Origin of the sequence: Clostridium sp. AF32-12BH (genome assembly GCF_003477935.1) — a bacterium.
In the GTDB taxonomy this organism is placed as follows: domain Bacteria; phylum Bacillota; class Clostridia; order Lachnospirales; family Lachnospiraceae; genus Brotaphodocola.
Genome location: NZ_QUEH01000011.1, coordinates 39,098 through 59,564 on the forward strand (window position 1 = coordinate 39,098; position 20,467 = coordinate 59,564).

The 20,467-nt window shown below is 48.4% G+C and carries 19 protein-coding genes and 1 riboswitch; of the genes, 4 read left to right on the forward strand and 15 right to left on the reverse strand.

The features are described from left to right. Positions 1–111 precede the first annotated feature (111 nt). Positions 112–194: riboswitch (ZMP/ZTP riboswitch) on the reverse strand. Positions 195–252: 58 nt separating this feature from the next. The 3 genes from DWZ40_RS11965 to DWZ40_RS11975 all read right to left on the reverse strand — a co-directional run bounded on the left by DWZ40_RS11965 (position 253) and on the right by DWZ40_RS11975 (position 4,333). Beyond that, positions 253–1,590 (reverse strand): FtsX-like permease family protein, encoded by a 1,338-nt coding sequence (locus DWZ40_RS11965; RefSeq protein ID WP_118543249.1) that lies wholly within the window; start codon positions 1,588–1,590, stop codon positions 253–255. A 97-nt stretch (positions 1,591–1,687) separates the two neighbouring features. Further along, positions 1,688–3,547, reverse strand: a complete 1,860-nt coding sequence (locus DWZ40_RS11970) for a CARDB domain-containing protein (RefSeq protein WP_118543250.1) — start codon at positions 3,545–3,547, stop codon at positions 1,688–1,690. A gap of 12 nt (positions 3,548–3,559) precedes the next feature. Beyond that, positions 3,560–4,333 (reverse strand): ABC transporter ATP-binding protein, encoded by a 774-nt coding sequence (locus tag DWZ40_RS11975; protein WP_118543251.1) that lies wholly within the window; start codon positions 4,331–4,333, stop codon positions 3,560–3,562. Between the two features lie 371 nt (positions 4,334–4,704). On the opposite strand from DWZ40_RS11975, the gene pyrB reads away from it, so the two are divergent. From pyrB to DWZ40_RS11990, 3 genes are all read left to right on the forward strand, one after another. After that, positions 4,705–5,628, forward strand: coding sequence for an aspartate carbamoyltransferase (gene pyrB, locus DWZ40_RS11980; protein ID WP_118543252.1), 924 nt, complete (start codon positions 4,705–4,707; stop codon positions 5,626–5,628). Continuing rightward, positions 5,622–6,056, forward strand: coding sequence for an aspartate carbamoyltransferase regulatory subunit (locus DWZ40_RS11985; RefSeq protein WP_118543253.1), 435 nt, complete (start codon positions 5,622–5,624; stop codon positions 6,054–6,056). Before pyrB ends, DWZ40_RS11985 begins: the two co-directional genes overlap by 7 nt. 312 nt (positions 6,057–6,368) lie before the next feature. Next, entirely contained in the window at positions 6,369–6,875 is a 507-nt protein-coding gene (locus tag DWZ40_RS11990; RefSeq protein ID WP_118543254.1) for a CarD family transcriptional regulator, read from the forward strand. A gap of 78 nt (positions 6,876–6,953) precedes the next feature. Here the strand turns inward: DWZ40_RS11990 and DWZ40_RS11995 are convergent, their stop codons facing one another. From DWZ40_RS11995 to leuD, 8 genes are all read right to left on the reverse strand, one after another. Beyond that, entirely contained in the window at positions 6,954–7,604 is a 651-nt protein-coding gene (locus DWZ40_RS11995; RefSeq protein ID WP_118543255.1) for an HAD family hydrolase, read from the reverse strand. 239 nt (positions 7,605–7,843) lie between these two features. Next, complete coding sequence (pckA, locus tag DWZ40_RS12000) at positions 7,844–9,448, reverse strand: phosphoenolpyruvate carboxykinase (ATP) (RefSeq protein WP_118543338.1); 1,605 nt, start codon at positions 9,446–9,448, stop codon at positions 7,844–7,846. A gap of 307 nt (positions 9,449–9,755) precedes the next feature. Further along, positions 9,756–10,619, reverse strand: coding sequence for a cell wall hydrolase (locus DWZ40_RS12005; protein ID WP_243035326.1), 864 nt, complete (start codon positions 10,617–10,619; stop codon positions 9,756–9,758). Between the two features lie 489 nt (positions 10,620–11,108). Further along, the gene (gene ybaK, locus DWZ40_RS12010; RefSeq protein WP_118543257.1) at positions 11,109–11,603 is read right to left on the reverse strand and encodes a Cys-tRNA(Pro) deacylase; all 495 of its coding nucleotides are present in this window, start codon (positions 11,601–11,603) and stop codon (positions 11,109–11,111) included. 115 nt (positions 11,604–11,718) lie between these two features. Beyond that, a complete protein-coding gene (locus tag DWZ40_RS12015) occupies positions 11,719–12,963 on the reverse strand; it encodes a 3-isopropylmalate dehydratase large subunit (protein ID WP_118543258.1) in 1,245 nt (414 codons plus the stop codon). 14 nt (positions 12,964–12,977) lie between these two features. Further along, complete coding sequence (locus DWZ40_RS12020) at positions 12,978–13,469, reverse strand: 3-isopropylmalate dehydratase (protein WP_118543259.1); 492 nt, start codon at positions 13,467–13,469, stop codon at positions 12,978–12,980. A gap of 54 nt (positions 13,470–13,523) precedes the next feature. Then, positions 13,524–14,774 (reverse strand): 3-isopropylmalate dehydratase large subunit, encoded by a 1,251-nt coding sequence (locus tag DWZ40_RS12025; protein WP_118543260.1) that lies wholly within the window; start codon positions 14,772–14,774, stop codon positions 13,524–13,526. Between the two features lie 3 nt (positions 14,775–14,777). Further along, positions 14,778–15,260: a 3-isopropylmalate dehydratase small subunit gene (gene leuD, locus DWZ40_RS12030; RefSeq protein WP_118543261.1), complete on the reverse strand. Its 483-nt coding sequence runs from the start codon at positions 15,258–15,260 to the stop codon at positions 14,778–14,780. A 251-nt stretch (positions 15,261–15,511) separates the two neighbouring features. Here leuD and DWZ40_RS12035 point away from each other — a divergent pair, with 251 nt between their 5' ends. Continuing rightward, positions 15,512–16,414, forward strand: coding sequence for a LysR family transcriptional regulator (locus DWZ40_RS12035; protein ID WP_118543262.1), 903 nt, complete (start codon positions 15,512–15,514; stop codon positions 16,412–16,414). A 142-nt stretch (positions 16,415–16,556) separates the two neighbouring features. Here DWZ40_RS12035 and ilvC read toward each other — a convergent pair whose 3' ends face one another. The 4 genes from ilvC to DWZ40_RS12055 form a co-directional block, all read right to left on the reverse strand. Then, complete coding sequence (ilvC, locus tag DWZ40_RS12040) at positions 16,557–17,576, reverse strand: ketol-acid reductoisomerase (protein ID WP_118543339.1); 1,020 nt, start codon at positions 17,574–17,576, stop codon at positions 16,557–16,559. A 177-nt stretch (positions 17,577–17,753) separates the two neighbouring features. Next, positions 17,754–18,254, reverse strand: a complete 501-nt coding sequence (ilvN, locus tag DWZ40_RS12045; RefSeq protein WP_118543263.1) for an acetolactate synthase small subunit — start codon at positions 18,252–18,254, stop codon at positions 17,754–17,756. Between the two features lie 151 nt (positions 18,255–18,405). Then, a complete protein-coding gene (locus tag DWZ40_RS12050) occupies positions 18,406–19,428 on the reverse strand; it encodes an alpha-hydroxy-acid oxidizing protein (RefSeq protein ID WP_118543264.1) in 1,023 nt (340 codons plus the stop codon). Between the two features lie 138 nt (positions 19,429–19,566). Then, entirely contained in the window at positions 19,567–20,358 is a 792-nt protein-coding gene (locus tag DWZ40_RS12055; RefSeq protein ID WP_118543265.1) for a ZIP family metal transporter, read from the reverse strand. Between the last annotated feature and the right edge of the window lie 109 nt (positions 20,359–20,467).

The window sequence follows — 20,467 nt, forward strand, 5'->3', positions numbered from 1 at the left end:
TCACTGTTTCCATATCTTGCAGTATCTTACCAATCGGCTGTTTCTTTTTTCAGAACTGTTTCGGGTTTCATCTGCCCGACATTTGCAAAAAGGCCGCCTGAGTACCACAAAATATGGTGCCCAGGCGGCCGGCAATTCAAACTTGCGTGCTCCCCTGTGGTTTCCCACTCTTTCCGCCAGTCACACGCTCTGTATACAGGATAGCGGATTCGCGTGGAAAATGCAAGTATTTTTTCAAGTGCTTTTCATCCACTATTCATTGCGGATTGCTGCAAGCGGGCTCAGCTTCATGGCCCGCAGTGCCGGGAAGAACCCGGCCGCCATGCCCATCAGCACGGCAAAGCCTACCGAGGCTGCCGCCAGCCACAGCGGAATCCGGGAGATGTTGCCGCTCATGCCGGTCATGGTCTGGCCGATCTGAAGCAAATGGTTGATGGCAAAGGATATGCCCGCACTAAAGACCAGCCCCACAACGCCGCCCATAAACCCGATAAAGCCGGATTCCAGCAGGAACATATTGCGAATCACTTTCATGTCACATCCGAGCACTTTTATGATTCCGATTTCTTTCGTGCGCTCGTAGATGGACATCATCATGGTATTGGCAATGCCGATCGCTGCCACAAATAAAGAAACCGCACCAATTCCGCCAAGCACTGCCTGGATCATGTTGGACTGCTGCTCCGACTGCTTCATCCAGTCGGCGTTGCTGGATGCCTGAAACCCCATGTCGGTAAGCTTCTTTTGTACTTCGCCCACATGCTCTATATCATCCACATTGACGCTGCAGGAATTGTAGATGAAATAGCGGTAAGGTTTTCCTTTTTTGGTTGTCGGCTGTCCCGGAATGGCTTTTTTCTTAAAGATCCGCTTCAGCTGGGTTTCCAGAAGATCCAGCCTGGTGTAAACGTTATAGGCATAGCTGTTGTAATCGTCCACGCCGCCTTCTACCACACCGTCTGCTTTCAGCAGATACTTCTTCGGCGGCTTTGGAGCATCTTCCCCACCATTCTGGGACTGGTAATAGGTATCCGTATCAAAGATCACAAACATCGGCTTTCCCATGAAATCCACGTTCGGAAGTTCCCCGGTTTCCCAGTAGGTGTTATTGCCTTTCGCATCGGTAAACCACTGGATGATGGCATTGCCGTAAATAAGCTTTAATTCATGATCGGATGAATATGAAAGCGTTCCCTGCCCCAATGGAATTTTTTTCAGATACTCGTAAGGCACACCGTTTAAGGTCACATTGCTGGTATATTTTCCCTGCTGCATCAGCACATCCACCTGCAGCATCGGATACACCCCAGTCACATAGGGAAGTTTTTCCATCTGCTTTACCACATCATCCGTCAGATAGAGCGGATCTTTTGTGCTGTCGCCATTATAAGGATTGTTGACCGTGATCTCGGTCAGGCTTCCATAGGAAGAAATGAGTTCCCGGTTCAATTCACTAAGCCCAATGCCAAGGGAAACCATGACGACAATGGACGCTGTACCGATCACGACACCAAGGACCGTCAGAGCGGTCCTCAGTTTTCTTCTGCTTAAATTTTTCAGGCTCATCGCCAGCAGATCTACAAATTTCATTGTGTTTGTTTCCTCTCAACGTTCCATTTCAAATGCTTCTGTTTCGAATGTTTGACAGAATCCAGGGCATTCATCCTGTTTTCCTGTCCTGCACAGGCTATTTTCCTTCCCGGGTGTCAGCTTGTTTATCATCTTCGTCCTGCAGTTCCTCTTCGCTTGCCAGCAATGCCTGCTCTTTTTTCCGTTTCCGGTGCTTGTATACAACACAGCCAGCTACTGCTCCGGCGACGATTGCCACAGCGATCAGCACGATCTTTCCGTATTTCTGCATCGGTCCCGGCTCTTCCTGCGGCATATCGTCCATACCGTCCAGATCCATCTCGTCCATATCCGGAGCAGGTTCGCTTACAAACAGGGTCAGTTCTTTTTCTACCTCTGACACCTCGCCATTTTCATCCTCGTAGGAAATGATAACTTTCACTTTACCGTCGTCTGTGGTCGGTGTCGCTCCGGTTACCATGCAGTCCACGTTTCCGGTCTCGCCGGATTTGATATTGCCGACGTAGGTGTCTGTGGTCTGGATGGAGTCTGCCTCAAACTTCGCCATCACATTGTAAAGAGTCACCTTGCCGGTATTGTTGATGCCAAACATGATATTGGACTCTTCGCCCACATTGATGGAATCCGGGGTCACCTCAAAGGTTCCCGTGTTCAGGCGCGGAATCTGCTTAACCGGAATGTCTACCGCCATATTTTCCTCCGCATTTTTAAATTCCGGGCTGTCGAACTTTGCCTTGATCGTAAGTCCATAAGAACGCTGATCTACCCCCGCCCGCGATGCCATGCGAAAACGCACCTGCGTCGATGCACCTGCACCAAGTGAATTGACTGCTACAGAACTGGATCCGGATTCCGTGGTGAATACCGGACTGTCGGAAACTTTCTCCGATTCTGCCGTCAAAAGAATGTCCGATGCCGAAACACTGCTGGAAGCGTTCTTCACGGTAAGAAGCAGGTCAAAACTTTCTCCCGCAATGATGGTTTCCGGATCGGTACTGTATCCGTCGATAATCAGGCGGGCCTTGGTGCGGTCATGTTCATTAAATTCATCGTAATCGTCCTTAGTCGGCTTACTTACAATATGGACAAAGAAGGACGTCTCATAGGTTTTCAGTTCCTCCCCGGTGGAACTGTCTGAATAATAGATTTTCATGGCGATCGGGTAATAACCGGTGTAGGACTCCTTGCGGATAGCAAAGCTGTAGTCCAGCTGCACCGTCTCATCAACCGCGATCTTGTCAAACATGCGGTCGTAGTTGGCATCATTGATCTCAAACGGGAACTTCGTATTGTCCGCATCCAGGACCATGCTCGCTTTCACATTGTATACCGTTGCCGGACTGTTGTTACGCAGGCCAATGGAAAAATTCATCACATTCGGATAAACGCCGCGCGGAGCATCCTGCCCTTCGCCCAAAACAAAATCGTAGGTTTTGTTAGTGTCATCGTCGTCATCATCCTTGGAAGTGGATTTGGTGATCCAGACGCGAAGGTCCTCATGACCGATCCAGCCCCCGTCTTTGTCCATGACTACAACAGGGACCTTATAGTAACCCTCAGATAAATCCCGGCGCACAGTACCGGTCAGGGAAACTTTCTTTTCTTTTCCGTCCGAAATGGTTCCGATTCCCTTTGGATGATCGGTATCGTTCAGTTTTCCGGTCACCTCAAACGGGAAAGAATAGCCATACTGCCGGTCTTCCTCATCCTCATCCCAGATTTCACCGCCGCTGGTGTCAAACGCGATCTTTGCGTCTTTGATATCACTTCCGCTTTGATTCTGAATGGTAAAACTGACCGTCAGGGATTTCCCTGTCTTTCCCCGCTGGATCTTGTCAGAATACACCGCTACCTCCGATGCATAGGTCTGCACCGGCATGGTAAGTGGCACAGCTCCTGCAAACAGCAGCGCAGCCAGTACAAAGGCGGCAAGCCGCTTCCATTTCATTTTTTTCATTGCTCTTCTCCTCTATTTCAAACATGTTCCGAACCGTTCTGGTTCTGTTGGTTCTGATTCCGCTATTTTTTCTCCCACTTCGTCCGCTTTCTGCTCCTCAATTTTCAGAATTTTTCCATCCACAATGTGGAACTGCCGGTCCGCAAACCCGGCTATGTAATTGTCATGCGTGACCATAACCAGGGTCTGGTTTTGCTCCCGCACAATCCGCTGCATCAGCTTTAACACTTCCATGGTCGTTTTGGAATCCAGGTTTCCGGTTGGCTCATCCGCAAAAATGATCTTTGGATTTACCACCAGCGCCCGTGCAATGCCTACACGCTGCTGCTGACCACCAGACATGGCGTTCGCCATATGCTTCATCTGCTTTTCCAGACCAACCAGCTTTAAATATTCTTCTGCTTTTGCATTTCGTATCTTCTTTGGTACTCCACGGAACGAAAGAGGCAAAGCAACGTTTTCCACGGCATTGAGCGTTTTCAATAAATTGTAGGACTGAAAAATGAAACCTACATTTTCCCGCCGAAACGTCACCAGCTGGTTTTCATCCATCCGTTCCATATGTTTCCCGGCTATGATGATCTCGCCTTTTGTCGGTTTTTCCAACCCGGCTAACATATTCAGAAGCGTAGACTTTCCGGAACCCGATGGACCGACAATCGCACAAAATTCCCCTTTGTACATCGTGAAATCCACACCGTTTAAGGCATAGACCTTATTTGTGCCCACCTGGTAAATTTTATATAAATTCTTCACCCGGATCACGGGTGTCTTCTTTTCTTCCATTTTCATCTCCTCTGAGAGCATCGTCGTCCCAGTCCTGCGCTGCACGGACCAAACACGTTCCGGCTGCTCCATGTCTCACAGATATCTGCTGTTTTTGGAATACACAAAAACAGCTTTTCTTCTCTGTTCACGCTCATTATACCGTATTCTCAGCTTTTTAGATATCCACTTTTTCTTAATCTTCCTTACAGATTCATTACAGTGAATTTTAGAAAAACTATCCAAAAATATCACAAAAAAGAGGATGTATTTTTATGAAATATTTTCTAAAAAAGGGACTGGTAATCCCAAACAAAATCCGCTATAATGTCCTAAGACTTGCGGCCGGATAATTTGTCCGGCTGCCAGAAAAAAAGTAAAGGAGATACGTTATGAGACATTTGTTGAATCCGTTGGATTTTTCCGTTGAAGAGACCGACGAATTATTGACACTGGCATCTGACATCGAACACAACCTTAAAAAATACGCTCACGTTTGTGATGGCAAAAAATTGGCGACTCTTTTCTATGAACCAAGTACAAGAACCCGACTTAGCTTTGAATCCGCAATGTTAAGTTTAGGAGGCAGCGTACTTGGTTTTTCTTCGGCCAATTCCAGCTCTGCAGCCAAAGGTGAAAGCGTTGCAGATACCATCCGCATGATTTCCTGCTACGCAGATATCGCGGCTATGCGTCATCCGAAAGAGGGTTCTGCACTGGTTGCTTCCATGAATTCCAGAATCCCGGTGATCAATGCCGGTGACGGCGGACATCAGCACCCGACCCAGACTTTAACCGATTTAATGACCATCCGCTCCTTAAAGGGTCGTCTGGACAACTTAACCATCGGCTTTTGCGGTGACTTAAAATTCGGCCGTACCGTTCATTCCCTGATCAACGCCATGGTCCGCTATCCAAATGTTCGTTTCGTACTTATTTCCCCAGACGAATTAAAAGTTCCGGAATACATCCGTGAAGACGTCCTGCGTGCGAACAATATCGACTTCAAGGAAGTCAGCAACTTAGACGCAGCCATGCCGGAGCTTGACATTCTTTACATGACCCGTGTCCAGAAAGAGCGTTTCTTCAATGAGGAAGATTACATCCGCTTAAAAGACAGCTATATCCTGGACAAGGAGAAAATGAAATTAGCCAAAGAAGATATGTATGTTCTGCATCCGCTCCCTCGTGTCAACGAGATCTCCACTGAGGTGGATGATGACCCGAGAGCTGCTTACTTCAAACAGGCTCAGTACGGTGTTTATGTCCGTATGGCTCTGATCATGACTTTACTGGAGGTGGAAAAACCATGTTAAATATCAGTGGATTACAGGAAGGCGTAGTTCTGGATCACATTCAGGCAGGCAAGAGTCTTGACATTTACTATCACCTTGGTCTTGACCGTCTTACTGACTGCCAGATAGCCATCATCAAAAATGCACGCAGCAGCAAAATGGGTCGTAAGGACATCATCAAAGTAGAGGGACCGATCGACAACATCGACCTTGATGTACTTGGTTACATTGATCACAACATCACCGTAAACGTGATCCGTAACAACAAGATTGTTGAGAAAAAGGCACTGAACCTGCCGAAGAAGATCACCAACGTGATCCGCTGCAAGAATCCGCGCTGCATCACCTCCATCGAACAGGAGCTGCCGCACATCTTCTACCTTGCAGATGAGAAGACCGAGACTTACCGCTGCATGTACTGCGAAGAGAAATACGGAAAATCGAAATAAAACCAGACGTGCACGGTTGGGCGCACCAGAAAGGAAGGAGCACAGATGCCAATGGCGTCTCTGCTCTTTCTTTTGTTCTTTGTATATCCTTTCGTATTCTTTTCTATTCTTTTCATTCCGAAAATCCCGGGTTCTAAACGTCTTTCTTCTATAACCTGTATTGTCATCTTCCACAAAAACACATCACTCCTACACAGTACTATTTCACAAACTTTCGCTTTTGTGTAAAAAAGCATTGGAAATTCGCCTCCAAATTCTGGTAAAATGAATGTGTAAATTTCGTTTTATGTTAATGAAAAAGGATGTGTGAACATGTTTGAAAAAGGCGATTATATCGTTTACGGAACAACCGGCGTATGCCAGATTCAAGACATTACTACCATGGATCCGCTTCAGACCGGAAGCGGACGGCTTTTTTATGTACTGGTGCCTTCTTCCCAGAAAGGCGGAAAAATTTTCACTCCAACAGACAGCACCAAAAACTATATGCGCAAAGTATTAAACCACGATGAGGCAGAACAGCTGATCCGTGAAATACCGGACATCAAAGAATTGTGGATTGCCAATGAAAAGCAACGGGAGGATCTCTATAAAACCTGTATGAAATCCGGTGACTGCCGCCAGTGGATCCGGATCATCAAAACTTTATACCTGCGAAAGCTGCAGCGAAATGCACAGGGAAAACGGATCACTGCAGTAGACGAGAAGTATCTGCGCATGGCAGAGGACTGCCTCTACAGCGAACTTTCGGCTGCCCTCGGTCTGCCGAAAGAGCAGATGGTCGACTACATCGGAGAGCGCATCGAAGAGCTGAAATAACAATTTGATTAACTTTAATAGGGCCGTGTGAGTTGCCTTTCGGCAACTCACACGGCCCTTGTCATATGTTAATATTGTTTATAAGGTCCGCAGTACGCGTCCCAGCTCCTGCACATCGTTTGCGATATGACAGGCTCCGGCATTTTCCAGTTCTTCGCGGCTTCCATATCCGTAAAGAACGCCGACGGATTCGATTCCATTCTGCTTTGCACCGTTCATGTCATTTTCCCGGTCTCCGATCATTACAATCTCGTCCGGGTTGGTCAGATTGCAGCTTTCCATAACATAACGGATCACATCGCCTTTATGAACTCGTGTTTCGTTCATGTCTGCACCGCCGACCATCTCAAAATACTCTGCCAGTCCAAAATGCCCGATGATCTTTACGGAATACGGTTCCGGTTTGGAGGTTGCCACGTAGAGCTTGTATCCGTCTTTTTTCAGTCCGGCAAGCAGCTCCGGAATTCCCGGATATACGGCATTTTCGAACATGCCTTTCTCCTCAAAATATTCCCGGTAAATCCCCACGGATTTTTTCGCTTTTTCACGGTCGAAGTGATAATATTTCATAAAACTTTCCACCAACGGCGGTCCTACAAACACATTCAGGGATGTTTTATCTTCCACAAAAATGCCGTTGCGTTTTAATGCGTAAGCGACGGAATTGGTGATTCCTTCCGCCGAATCCGTGAGAGTTCCGTCCAAATCAAAGAATATATATTTTTTCATCCTCGTCTCCTTTTTTTATTTATGATTCCAGTATAGCAGAAAATACAACCGATGCACATTCTTTTCTTCTGGAATCCACAGAAGTGCCTTTGCTTTGTTTTCTGTTCACGCACGCGTGCCCAGCAACAGGATTTTACCGATGCTTTGTCAACACTCCGCCCTTGCCTCCTGTGAAGCAGGAAAGGCTGCCACAAGGGCAGCCTTTCCATGAATATTGCAATATGAAATTAATCTCGCGATTAGATCTGCGGACCAGCTGCAACCAGAGCCTTACCAGCTGCGTTGCCTTCGTATTTTGCGAAGTTCTTGGTGAAACGCTGTGCCAGATCTTTTGCCTTGGTCTCCCACTCAGCAACATCTGCATAGGTGTCTCTCGGATCGAGGATGCCGGTGTCTACACCCGGAAGCTCGGTCGGGATCTCGAAGTTGAAGTACGGAAGCTGTTTGGTCGGTGCTGTGTTGATGGAACCGTTTAAGATTGCATCGATGATACCACGGGTATCTTTGATGGAGATACGTTTGCCGGTACCGTTCCAGCCAGTGTTAACCAGGTATGCTTTTGCACCGCTCTTCTCCATTTTCTTAACGAGCTCTTCTGCGTACTTGGTCGGATGCAGCTCCAGGAATGCCTGTCCGAAGCAAGCAGAGAAAGTCGGGGTCGGCTCGGTAATACCACGCTCGGTACCTGCTAACTTAGCAGTGAAACCGGACAGGAAGTAGTACTGGGTCTGCTCCGGAGTCAGAATGGATACTGGCGGAAGTACGCCGAATGCATCTGCGGACAGGAAGATTACGTTCTTAGCTGCCGGTGCTGCGGAGATCGGACGTACGATGTTCTTAATATGGTCAATCGGGTAAGATACACGGGTATTCTCGGTTACGCTCTTATCTGCGAAGTCGATCTTGCCGTTTGCATCCAGGGTAACGTTCTCAAGCAGAGCGTTTCTCTTGATTGCATTGTAGATATCCGGCTCGGAATCCTTGTCCAGGTTGATAACCTTTGCGTAGCAGCCGCCCTCGAAGTTGAATACGCCGTTGTCGTCCCAGCCGTGCTCGTCATCACCGATGAGGAGACGCTTCGGGTCGGTAGAAAGGGTGGTCTTACCGGTTCCGGACAGACCGAAGAAGATAGCGGTGTTCTCACCGTTTAAGTCAGTGTTTGCAGAGCAGTGCATGGAAGCGATGCCCTTTAACGGCAGATAGTAGTTCATCATGGAGAACATACCTTTCTTCATCTCGCCGCCGTACCAGGTGTTGATGATAACCTGCTCACGGCTGGTGATGTTGAAGACAACTGCAGTCTCGGAGTTTAAGCCAAGCTCTTTGTAGTTCTCAACTTTTGCCTTGGATGCGTTGTAAACAACGAAGTCCGGCTTGAAGTCTTTCAGCTCTTCCTCAGTTGGCTTGATGAACATATTGGTTACAAAGTGTGCCTGCCATGCAACCTCAACGATAAAACGGATTGCCATGCGGGTGTCTTTGTTTGCGCCGCAGAATGCATCAACTACGAACAGTCTCTTGTTGGAAAGTTCTTTCTTAGCGATTTCCTTAACTGCTTCCCAAGCCTCTTTGCTTGCCGGATGGTTGTCGTTTTTATACTCGTCGGAAGTCCACCAAACGGTGTCCTTGGAATTCTCATCCATCACGATATATTTGTCTTTAGGTGAACGACCTGTATAGATACCGGTCATAACGTTGACAGCGCCAAGCTCACTGACCTGTCCCTTCTCATAACCTTCCAGACCTTCTTTGGTCTCTTCTTCAAATAACATCTCGTAAGAAGGATTGTAAACCACCTCTGTGGTTCCGGTAATACCATACTGACTTAAATCGATATTTGCCATCTTCATTCAACCTCTCTTTCACTTTCCTCGATATCAATTTTTACCGAAATTCGCGTTTATTATCTCATTTTGTGAAGAAAAAGTCAATATTTGGAAATAAAAAAACCATAAGAAAATCCTCATGAAATCCATAAGTTTTGGATTATGTATACAGTGTTTTTTTAAGTTTTCTCTTATGCACAAAAAGAGAATCCATTTGGACTCTCTTTTCGTTTTTCTGCCTTATGGCAGATTCTGTCTGTTTTTTAACATAGTTTACCGTTTTTTTGCATTTTTCAATGACGTATGCACGATATCTGGTTCTGTTTTATCGAAAGAACTCATGCTTTTCGTGTTGGAACAGATACGTAAGATTCCGGTCAAACCAGCTGACATTACTGGATCGTGAACGGATCCGGTTCATAAAAAACAGTGCTCCCTGGGAGTAATCTTCCCCGGACAATGCCCGATTGACTGCCTCTACAGTCTTTTCCGACACACTGCAGCTGTTTAACCGGCCATCGCCGACTGGTGAAAACTGAGAGCGCTGGTAAACCACATCCGTTATGGTCGATGGAAATTCGCCGTCGCGTACACGGTTTAAAATGACATTGGCTACTAAAATCCTGCCTTTCATGTCGCAGCCGCCTGCCTCAGCTTCTACGATCCGTTTTAAAACCTCATAATCCTGGTCTGAAAAAGAAATGACCGATGACGCACGCACAGCTTCTGCCTCTGCATGCCTGCGCTCTTCCTCTGCCTTTCTGGCGGCTTCTTCCTCTGCCAGTCTGCGGCGTTCTTCCTCAATCCGCTCGATTTCTTTTTCGTTTTCCTCGATCACAGCTTTCTGTTCCTGACGTACAGCATTTTGTTCCTGTATATTTCTTGCTATGGTATCGCCCACAAGGAGCTGTCCGCTCCTCAAATTGTCAGGATCTGTAAGACGCAGTTGCACCTTTGCTTCCGTTAATAGTTGCGTTTCTCCAGCAATTTCTTCCATGGCTTCGTCTGGTGTTTCCGTTTCCGGAACTTCCCCGTCTGAAGTCTCCGCATAAGCAGTCAGGGCATTGTGTCCGCCCGCCGCAAATCCAGCAGAAGAAAAAGTCATAACGGCTACGACTGCAGTTCCGGCCATGATGACTGCCGCACTGCGATATAAACGCTTGGTCATCTTCACTACCGGAGTGAACATGTTTTTTACAAGCTGACAAATCGCCTGGAGAAATGAGCAAAATGGATACATGATATGCTCCTTTCTTCCTTACAAGTGATTCCCTAAATATGGCATTATTTTGACTCAAAGTGGGAATTAAGTCCTGAAATCACTTCGTTTCTTGTGACAGGCGATATTATAGTGGGGGACAAGTGAAACTGTCAATAAGTTTTTCACACTTTTGTCATAAGTGCCACCCGGAATTTTCAGGAATTTGCGCTTTTCTATAGCTTTTCACAAAGTTTACCCGCTTAAACAGCCATTTTTTTGTTTCATTTTTCCGCCGAACTATTACGCAATTATTACATTTTTGTTAATTATACCGTCATAAAAAAAGAGTCGAACAATGTCGACTCTTTTTTATGTAAACTTTATTGTTTCCTTTTTCCATGAAACTCCAGCACTCTGTTCCGGATACATCCGCATTTTTTGCTGTTTCGCAGCTGCAAACATACTGGAGGATCGCAATCATGCAATCGTCAGACTGGCATATTCTGCCTCAGTGTAAGCCTTTAAATCCTCCGGATTCAAGATGACCTGCGCACCGCGGATACCTGCACTGACTGCGATCTCATCGAATAAAATTGCTGTTTCTTCTATATAAGTAGGAAACTTTTTCTTCATGCCGATCGGAGAACAGCCGCCACGGATGTAACCGGTGGTCGGGAGAAGCTCTTTCATGGGAAGCATCTCCACTTTCTTATCCCCTACCGCTCTGGCTACCTTTTTTAAGTCCAGCTCCTCTGCCACGGGAATACAGCAAACCAGAAATCCTCGCTTTTCGCCTTTTAATACCAGGGTTTTAAAAACACTGTCCGGGTCTTCGCCGATCTGGTTTGCTACGTGGATGCCGGAAAGATCATTCTCATCCACCTCATACTCCTGGACACGGTAGGAAATGCCTGCCGCATCCAGAAGACGCATGACATTCGTTTTTTCCTGTTTTTGCGCTTTCATATACATAATCTCCATGCAACGGGACAGCCGCAAGCCGGTTTCCCTAGTCATATTGAGCCCCAAATGCAGCTCAAACCGGGCTGCATTTCCAGGCAACAATCAAGTTACTTTGTTTCCATGTTTATACCGGGCTCACAATCTTACCAGCTACAGCGCAGGCTGCAGCGGTTCTCGGGGATGCCAGGTAAATCTCCACCTTGGAGGTTCCCATACGTCCTAAGAAGTTGCGGTTGTTGGTTGCCACAACGCGCTCGCCGTCGCTTAAGATACCGCCGGTACGTCCGCAGCAGAGTCCGCAGCCCGGATGGGTGACGATCGCGCCTGCCTCGATCAGGGTCTTAATGGCACCGCATGCTGCAGCCTCCTCGTATACTTTCCGGCTCGCCGGAGTTACGATCAGCTTCACAAACGGAGCCACGATCTTGCCCTTTAATATCTCTGCAGCTGCCTGCAGATCCTCCAGACGGCCATTGGTGCAGGAACCGATAAATACCTGATCAATGACGGTACCTTCGAGTTCGCTGACATTGCGGATCTTGTCTACCTGGGAAGGACATGCCATAACCGGCACAAAATCTTCCGCCTGGTAGTGAAGTTCTTTTAAGTAAACCGCATCCGGATCGCCCACCAGACTCTTCTGGAAATCGTCCAGCTTGATTTCACAGTACTCCTCGGTCTTCTCATCCGGAGTAAACAGTGCGCACTTTGCACCAGCCTCAATTGCCATGTTCGCCATGGTCGTGCGGCTGGCAATGCTCATATCTTTCACGGCGGAACCGGTAAACTCCAGGGCACGGTAAGTCGCACCGTCTGCACCCAGGTCCCCGATCAGACGGAGGATCACGTCTTTGGACATCACGCTTTCCGGCAGTTTGCCGTCGATCACCACTTTAATGGTTTCCGGCACCTTTACCCAGAGAGTTCCGGTTCCCAGGATGGAAGCCATCTCGGTGTAGCCGATTCCGGTGGAAAATGCACCCACACAGCCGTAAGTCGTGGTGTGGCTGTCAGTACCGAATACCACATGCCCCGGCTTTACATAGCCTGCCTCCGTCATGAGCTGGTGACAGATTCCGTCACTTCTGTGGATGTTTTTGATGCCATACTGCTCTACAAAGGCATCACCTACGCGGAAATGACGGGTATCGTCCTGCTGGCTTGCCGGTACCAGATGGTCGTAGATCAGAACAACCTTATCCGGGTCCCATACTTTTGCAAAGCCCATCTCATGGAACTTGTCCACGATAAACGGGATCATGATGTCATCCAGCATCACGCGGTCTACGTTTACGGTAACAATATCGCCCGGCTTTACATCCTTGCCGGTATTGTGTGCTAAAATTTTTTCAATGATTGTCTGTCCCATAGCTTCCTCCTACTCTAATCCAGCCCGTTGCGTTTGCGCATGGCTTTGACCAGACCGCCGGCCTCGATGATCTCCATTAAGTTCTCCGGCAGGGAAGCGATCGGGTATTTCTTTCCATTGTAATCAACATCTTCATTCACGGTAACGGTGATGGTATCGCCCTCTTTCACCACATCGTGAAGCTCCGGCTGCTCCAGTAAGAGCAATCCGTTGTTTAAAGCATTGCGGTAAAAAATGCGCGCAAAGGACTTGGCAATGATGCAGGGAATGCCAAGCGCCTTGATCACCTCCGGTGCCTGCTCTCTGGAAGAGCCGCAGCCGAAGTTTTTGCCTGCTACAATGATATCTCCCGGCTTGATCTGACCCGCAAGTTCCGGACGGAGCGGGGAAAAGCCGTACTGTTTCATATCGTCAATGGTCTTTAAGGCCAGGTACTCGGTCGGGATGATGATGTCGGTGTCGATGTCATCGCCCAGGACCCAGACCTTTCCGGTATACTGTGCCATAGTTTTCGTCCTCTTATTTCCTATCTTATTATAGTTTTATCTGCCATGCAAATTTTACAGCATATCTGCGGTACAGATCTCGCCTTTCACGGCAGATGCTGCAACCGTTGCTGCAGAACCTAAGTAAACCTTGGAGCTTGGATGTCCGGCACGTCCCTTGAAGTTTCTGGTACCGGTGCTGATCAGAACCTCATTCTCACCAATGACACCCTGACAGCTTCCCCAGCAGACGCTGCAGTTTGGATTCATCACGATTGCGCCGCTCTCCATGAAGATCTGGATCAGTCCCTCATCCAGTGCCTGTAAGTAAACTTCACGGCTGGCCGGAACGACCAGGAAACGTACATGATCGGAAACCTTTCTTCCCTTTAAGATGGCCGCACCAACTCTGAGATCGTCGATACGTCCGTTGTTGCAGGAGCCAAGGAATGCCTCGTCGATACGGACACCGCAGACTTCCTTTGCCGGAACAACATCGTCCACGAAATCCGGGCGTGCTGCAACCGGCTGGATCTTGGAAAGGTCAAAGGTATACTCTCTTGCGTAAACCGCGTCGGCATCGCTCTTGAATACAGCCTTCGGCTCTCTGCCTCTTGCCTTTAAATACTCCAGGGCGATCTCATCTGCCTCGAAGATCGCGGTCTTTGCGCCAGCCTCTACCGCCAGGTTGCACAGAACCATACGGTCGTTGACGCTTAACGTCTTTGCGCCCTCTCCGGTGAATTCCATTACCTGATAGTTTACACCGTTTGCACCGATCTCACCGATGATGGTAAGCATCAAGTCTCTCGGATATACGCCCTCTGGCAGTTTTCCAACCAGGTTGAATTTTACTGTCTCCGGAACCAGTACCCAGGAGGTTCCGGTTACCATGCCGTAGAGCAGATCGGTACAGCCGACACCGGTACCGAAAGCGCCCAGTGCACCATAGGTGCAGGTATGGCTGTCCGCGCCGAAGATCAGCTCACCCGGGCAGACATAGTGTTCCATCATGATCTGATGGCACACACCTTTGCCTTCCCAGAAATCAATGTTATTTTCTTTTGCGAAGTCGCGCATTTTTTTCTGGGAAGCAGCGGTCTTCGGGCTGTCAGACGGTACGTTATGGTCCACGATAAAGACCATCTTCTTCGGATCAGCAATATGCGGATGCTTTAATTTGTTATGGTACATATCGACGGTTAAATGTGTGGTTCCGTCATTGCTCATCATGCGGTCCAGGGTTACGGTATGGATATCTCCTGCCTTTACCTCCGGCACACCGGCTGCAAGAGCGATGATTTTTTCAGCGATTGTCATTCCCATGGCTTAGTCTTCCTCCTTATTCAGTGATGCGATCAGTCCGCCCTGACTTAAGATCTGCTTCATGTAAGCCGGCAGCTTGGTGCAGGAATAGGTGTTTCCGTTTGCTTTTGCAACACCTTCGGTGAGGGAAAGGTCCATCTCATCCCCAGTGTTTACTGCATCCGGAAGGTCCTTGCAGACGATGACTGGAAGACCAATGTTGATGGCATTGCGGTAGAAAATGCGGGCAAAAGATTTTGCAACTACAGCCTGGACACCCAAAGCCTTTAACACGCTCGGTGCCTGCTCTCTGGAAGAGCCACAGCCAAAGTTCTCGCCGCCTACTACATAATCACCCGGTTTTACTTTTTTCGGGAAATCCGGGTCTAAAGACTCAAATGTATGATCCTTCATCTCATCGATGGTTGGAAGTAACAGATACTGGGATGCGATGATCTGATCCGTATCCAGGTCATTGTGAAATTTAAAAATTTTTCCGACTGACATAATGTCCTCCTGACAATTCTTTTTCTTTCTGGCCGTGCATGCTTTGGTGGATGTTTTTTCACACTCTGGTTTTGCTTCCGCATACAGGCATTTTTTGTCGCTTATTGAATTATATCATCACTACTGATATAATGACAATAGATAATACTCATATGTATCATAACAGTTAGTTATAAAGTAAGCGATATGATTCTATTCTGTCTCAGGCACAGACCGGAGAGTCTATCATTCTATTAGGGGGATTACGCGATATGGACCAGAATTTATCACAATACCGCATTTTTTATGCCGTGGCAAAAGCCGGAAATATTTCCCGCGCCGCAAAAGAGCTTTACATCAGCCAGCCTGCGATCAGCAAATCCATCAGCAAGCTGGAAGACAGCTTAAACACGGTGCTCTTTACCCGGAATTCCCGCGGGGTACAGCTCACCGAAGAGGGACAGGTGCTCTTCGAACATACCCGCGATGCTTTCGATGAACTCACCAAAGGAGAAATGGAATTAAAACGTATCCGTGAATTCAACATGGGGCACATCCGCATCGGAGTCAGCAATACCTTATGCCGTTTTATCATGGTAAAATATCTGAAAAGCTTTATCGAGCAGTACCCGCATATTAAGATCACCATCGAAAGCCAGCCTACCATCCAGACACTGTCCATGTTAGAGCAGCAGCGCATCGACATTGGACTTGTAGTCGAACAGAAATCTGCGAAAAACATGGATTTTATTCCAGTTATGGATATCGAAGATATCTTTGTTGCCACCCCAAGCTATCTGGAAAACCTAAAGCTGCGGGAAGGTGCCGACACCGATGTGTTCCAGAGCGGAAACCTGATGCTGCTTGACAAAAACAACATCACCCGCCATTACATCGATGACTATATGGCCTTAAACCAGATCGTGGCAAACAACCTTCTGGAAGTCACCACCATGGATCTACTCATCGAGTTTGCCCGCATTGGTCTGGGAATCGGATGTGTCATAAAAGAGTTTGTAAAAGAAGATCTGGATTCCGGACGACTTGTGCAGTTAAAGCTCGACACCCCGATCCACAAGCGCACCATTGGATTTTTATGGCAGAGTAACCGCACTTCCAAGGCGTTAGATACATTTATCCGGTTCTGTCGGGCACAGGACAGCTGGAATCTGTGATTTTCCACCACCAAAATAATTTTTTCTGTAACAAGCAAAGCTGCATTTCAGGCAAAGTCCCATGTGAAGCTTTTATTCTGCTCAAAAAAGGAGCCTCCGCAATGCGGAGACTCCTTTTTGTAATCTCTGTATGAGAATTTGATTAGTTGTTGATGAGCTTTCCGTTCTCGTCGTTCCAGCTGTACAGCTTACGGATCTCAGCGCCGACTTTCTCAGACGGATGCTCAGAAGCAAGCTTTCTCATAGCCTTGAAGTGAACCTGACGGCCTGCCGGGCTCATATCAAGCAGGAACTCTTTTGCGAAAGTACCATCCTGGATATCGGAAAGGATCTTCTTCATAGCCTTCTTGGTATCCTCGGTGATGATCTTCGGTCCGGTGATGTAATCACCGTACTCAGCAGTGTTGGAGATGGAGTATCTCATGCCTGCGAAACCAGACTGGTAGATCAGGTCAACGATCAGCTTCATCTCGTGGATGCACTCGAAGTAAGCGTTTCTCGGATCGTAACCAGCCTCAACCAGGGTCTCGAAACCAGCCTGCATCAGAGCGCAAACGCCGCCGCAAAGAACAGCCTGCTCACCGAAGAGGTCAGTCTCAGTCTCGGTACGGAAAGTAGTCTCAAGAAGACCAGCTCTTGCGCCGCCGATACCAAGGCCATATGCCAGAGCTTTCTCCAGAGCCTTGCCGGTGTAATCCTGCTCTACGGCTACCAGACACGGAGTACCCTTGCCCTCCTGGTACTCGGAACGAACGGTGTGACCCGGTGCCTTCGGAGCGATCATGGTAACATCGACGTTTGCCGGCGGTTTGATGCAGCCGAAATGAATGTTGAAGCCATGAGCGAACATTAACATGTTGCCCTCTTCCAGGTTCGGCTCGATGTCTTTCTTGTACATATCAGCCTGCAGCTCATCGTTGATCAGGATCATGATGATGTCTGCTTTCTTTGCAGCCTCTGCTGCGGTATATACTTTAAAGCCCTGTGCCTCAGCCTTTGCCCAGGACTTGCTGCCCTCGTACAGACCGATGATCACGTCACATCCAGACTCCTTTAAGTTTAATGCATGTGCATGTCCCTGGCTGCCGTAGCCAATGATAGCGATGGTCTTTCCATCCAGTAAGGACAGGTTACAGTCTTCCTGATAATAAATCTTTGCCATCTTCTTTTCCTCCTCAAGAATCTTTAGATTCATAGTTGTGTGGTAACTGGAAAACAGGTTCCCTCCAGCTGCCTGTATGCTTCATGCGCCAGCGCTTCGACGACTCTCAGTCCGCCCCTGAAGTTTCTGACACTTAAAGTCCCTTGTAATAAGTCCGTGTCTTCACGGAATTTCTGCTTACGGAAGATACCGCACGTCATCAGAGCCGCGGGATAAGCCGGTCAGTCCGGTTCTTGCAAGCTCTAAGATTTCGTAATCCTCCAGCAGGTTGATCAATGCGTCCAGCTTGGACTGGTCGCCGGTCAGCATGACGGTAAGGGAATCCTTGCCTACATCCACGATGGTTGCGCGGAAAATATCGGAAATGGCACTGACTGCCTGACGCTGACTCGCGTTGGCCCGTACTTTCACCATGATCAGTTCCCGGTAAACGGAATGACCCGGTTTTAATTCCTTGATATCGCGGACATCCTCCAGCTTGCGAAGCTGTTTTTCAATCTGCTCTAAAACGTTCTGATCGCCAAAAGCAACGACTGTCATTCTGGAATACCGCTCATCTGCAGTGACACCAACGGTCAGACTCTCGATGTTGTAGCCACGGCGGCTGAATAAGCCTGCTACACGGCTTAAGACACCTGATGTGTTGTCTACTAACAATGATAACACGATTCGATCCATAAGTGTTCTCCCTTCTGTCACGTTCTCTTTATGATAACAATCCTGGTACTATTTGTCAACTATATAAAAGGAATGTGTAATATTCTTTTCAGTTATACCTAATGTCGTTTTCCTTTCGGAAACGGTCATATGTCCGCAATCAAAAGACACTTCAATCGTTCCGCACCATATCTCTCGTGATCTCAGCCAGACTGTGTGCGCCGCACATAGCCATAGTGTCTTTTAACTGGCTTCCCAGACGGTTCACCAGTTCCCTGACACCTTCCTCTGCCCCGCCATATACCGCGGTGACAAACGGGCGGGCAATCAGCACACCGTCGGCACCAAGTGCCAGTGCCTTGAAGATGTCAATGCCGTTTCGGATACCGCCATCCACCAGGATCTTCATAGAACCACCGCCCACAGCCTCTGCGATCTCAGGAAGCACCTCTGCGCTTGCCGGGCACTGGTCCAGGACACGTCCGCCGTGATTGGATACCACAATCGCAGATGCACCGGCCTCCTTCGCCTTTAATGCTCCCTTCACGGTCATAACACCCTTTACGATAAACGGAACTCCTGCCTCGCGGATGATACCAGAAAGTTCTTCTACGGTCTTGCTGCCTGCAGGCGGAGTCAAATTCTGTAAGAACGGAAGACCTGCCGCATCAATATCCATGGCCGCCGCAAAGGCTTTGGATTCTCTTACCAGTTTCATCTTCTCTGCTACCGTTTCTGCATTCCATGGCTTCACGGTCGGCACGCCAAGTCCGTTTGCCTTTCCGATCGCCGCGGTAGCCGCGCGCATCACCTCCGGGTTGGTTCCGTCGCCGGTAAATGCTGCAATGCCAGCCTCCGCGCAGGCATGCACCAGAATATCATTATACGCCGCGTCATCGTACTTGTCCCCGTAATGCAGATTCACAGCGCCCACCGGACCCGCAAAGAACGGATAGGCAAACTGTTTTCCAAAAAGTTCCAGTCTGGTATCCACCGGACCATTCTCGCAGAGCGTGTCCATCTGCACGCGGATTTCTCTCCACTTGTCGTAATTGCGGATTGCCGTGTCGCCCTCGCCCTTGGCGCCCGGGCCCGGCATGGTATTTTTGCAGGCACGGCCGTTGCAGACCGGGCATCCCTTACAGTACGGACCAAGACAGGTCCTTGCATTCTTTAAAACCTCTTCCTGTGTCATTCTAACACTCACTCCTTGTTATGTATTAGCCGGAAAATGCACGTTTGAAGGCATTCCGGCTTTTCTATTGCTTTGCAGCCATTTTCAGTTTTTATATCGCTGCATGTTGTTGCCTTTTTCAGTGTATCGGGTTGAGAATCACCCGAGCGCCACATCCAGAATCATCATGATCAGGAACCCCACCGCAAATCCCATGGTTCCCATATCCGAATGTTCGCCCTGGGCAGATTCCGGGATCAGCTCCTCCACGACCACATAGATCATGGCCCCCGCCGCAAAGGCCAGCATATAAGGCACGATCGGTACCAGGACCTTCGCACATAAGATTGTGATCAGCGCTCCGATCGGCTCTACCACACCGGACAACGTTCCCATGACAAAGGCACGAAGCTTCGACTGCCCTTCGCTGTGTAATGGCAGGGAGATGATCGCTCCCTCCGGAAAGTTCTGGATCGCAATGCCGATGGTCAAGGCAAACGCCCCTGCCACGGTAATGGGTGCGCTTCCAGTCAGAAGCCCGGCGAATACAACGCCCACCGCCATGCCCTCCGGCAGGTTGTGAAGCGTTACTGCAAACACCAGCATGGTCGTCTTCTTTAAGTTGCTCTTTGGTCCCTCCGGCGTATCGCTTCCCATATGAAGATGCGGGATCAGCTTATCTAACACCCACAAAAACAGCATACCGATGGAGAAGCCCACTGCAGCCGGGATAAAGGCAAGCTTTCCTGCTGACGCGCACATCTCCATAGCCGGGATCAGAAGCGACCACACCGAAGCCGCCACCATGATGCCAGAGGCAAATCCCAGAAGCATCTTCTGGATGACCGGCTTGATCTCCTTCTGTACAAAAAAAACACAGCCCGCTCCGATGGTCGTTCCCAGAAACGGAATCAAAATTCCTAAAATAATATGAAACAGCTCCTCTCGCATGAGAGATCACCCTCTTTCCTTATAGTATCTTATTCCGCAACTGGCTACATGCGATACCATACAGAAAAATCGGATTGCTGTTTTTATATGGATAAAATTTCTGGCAGAA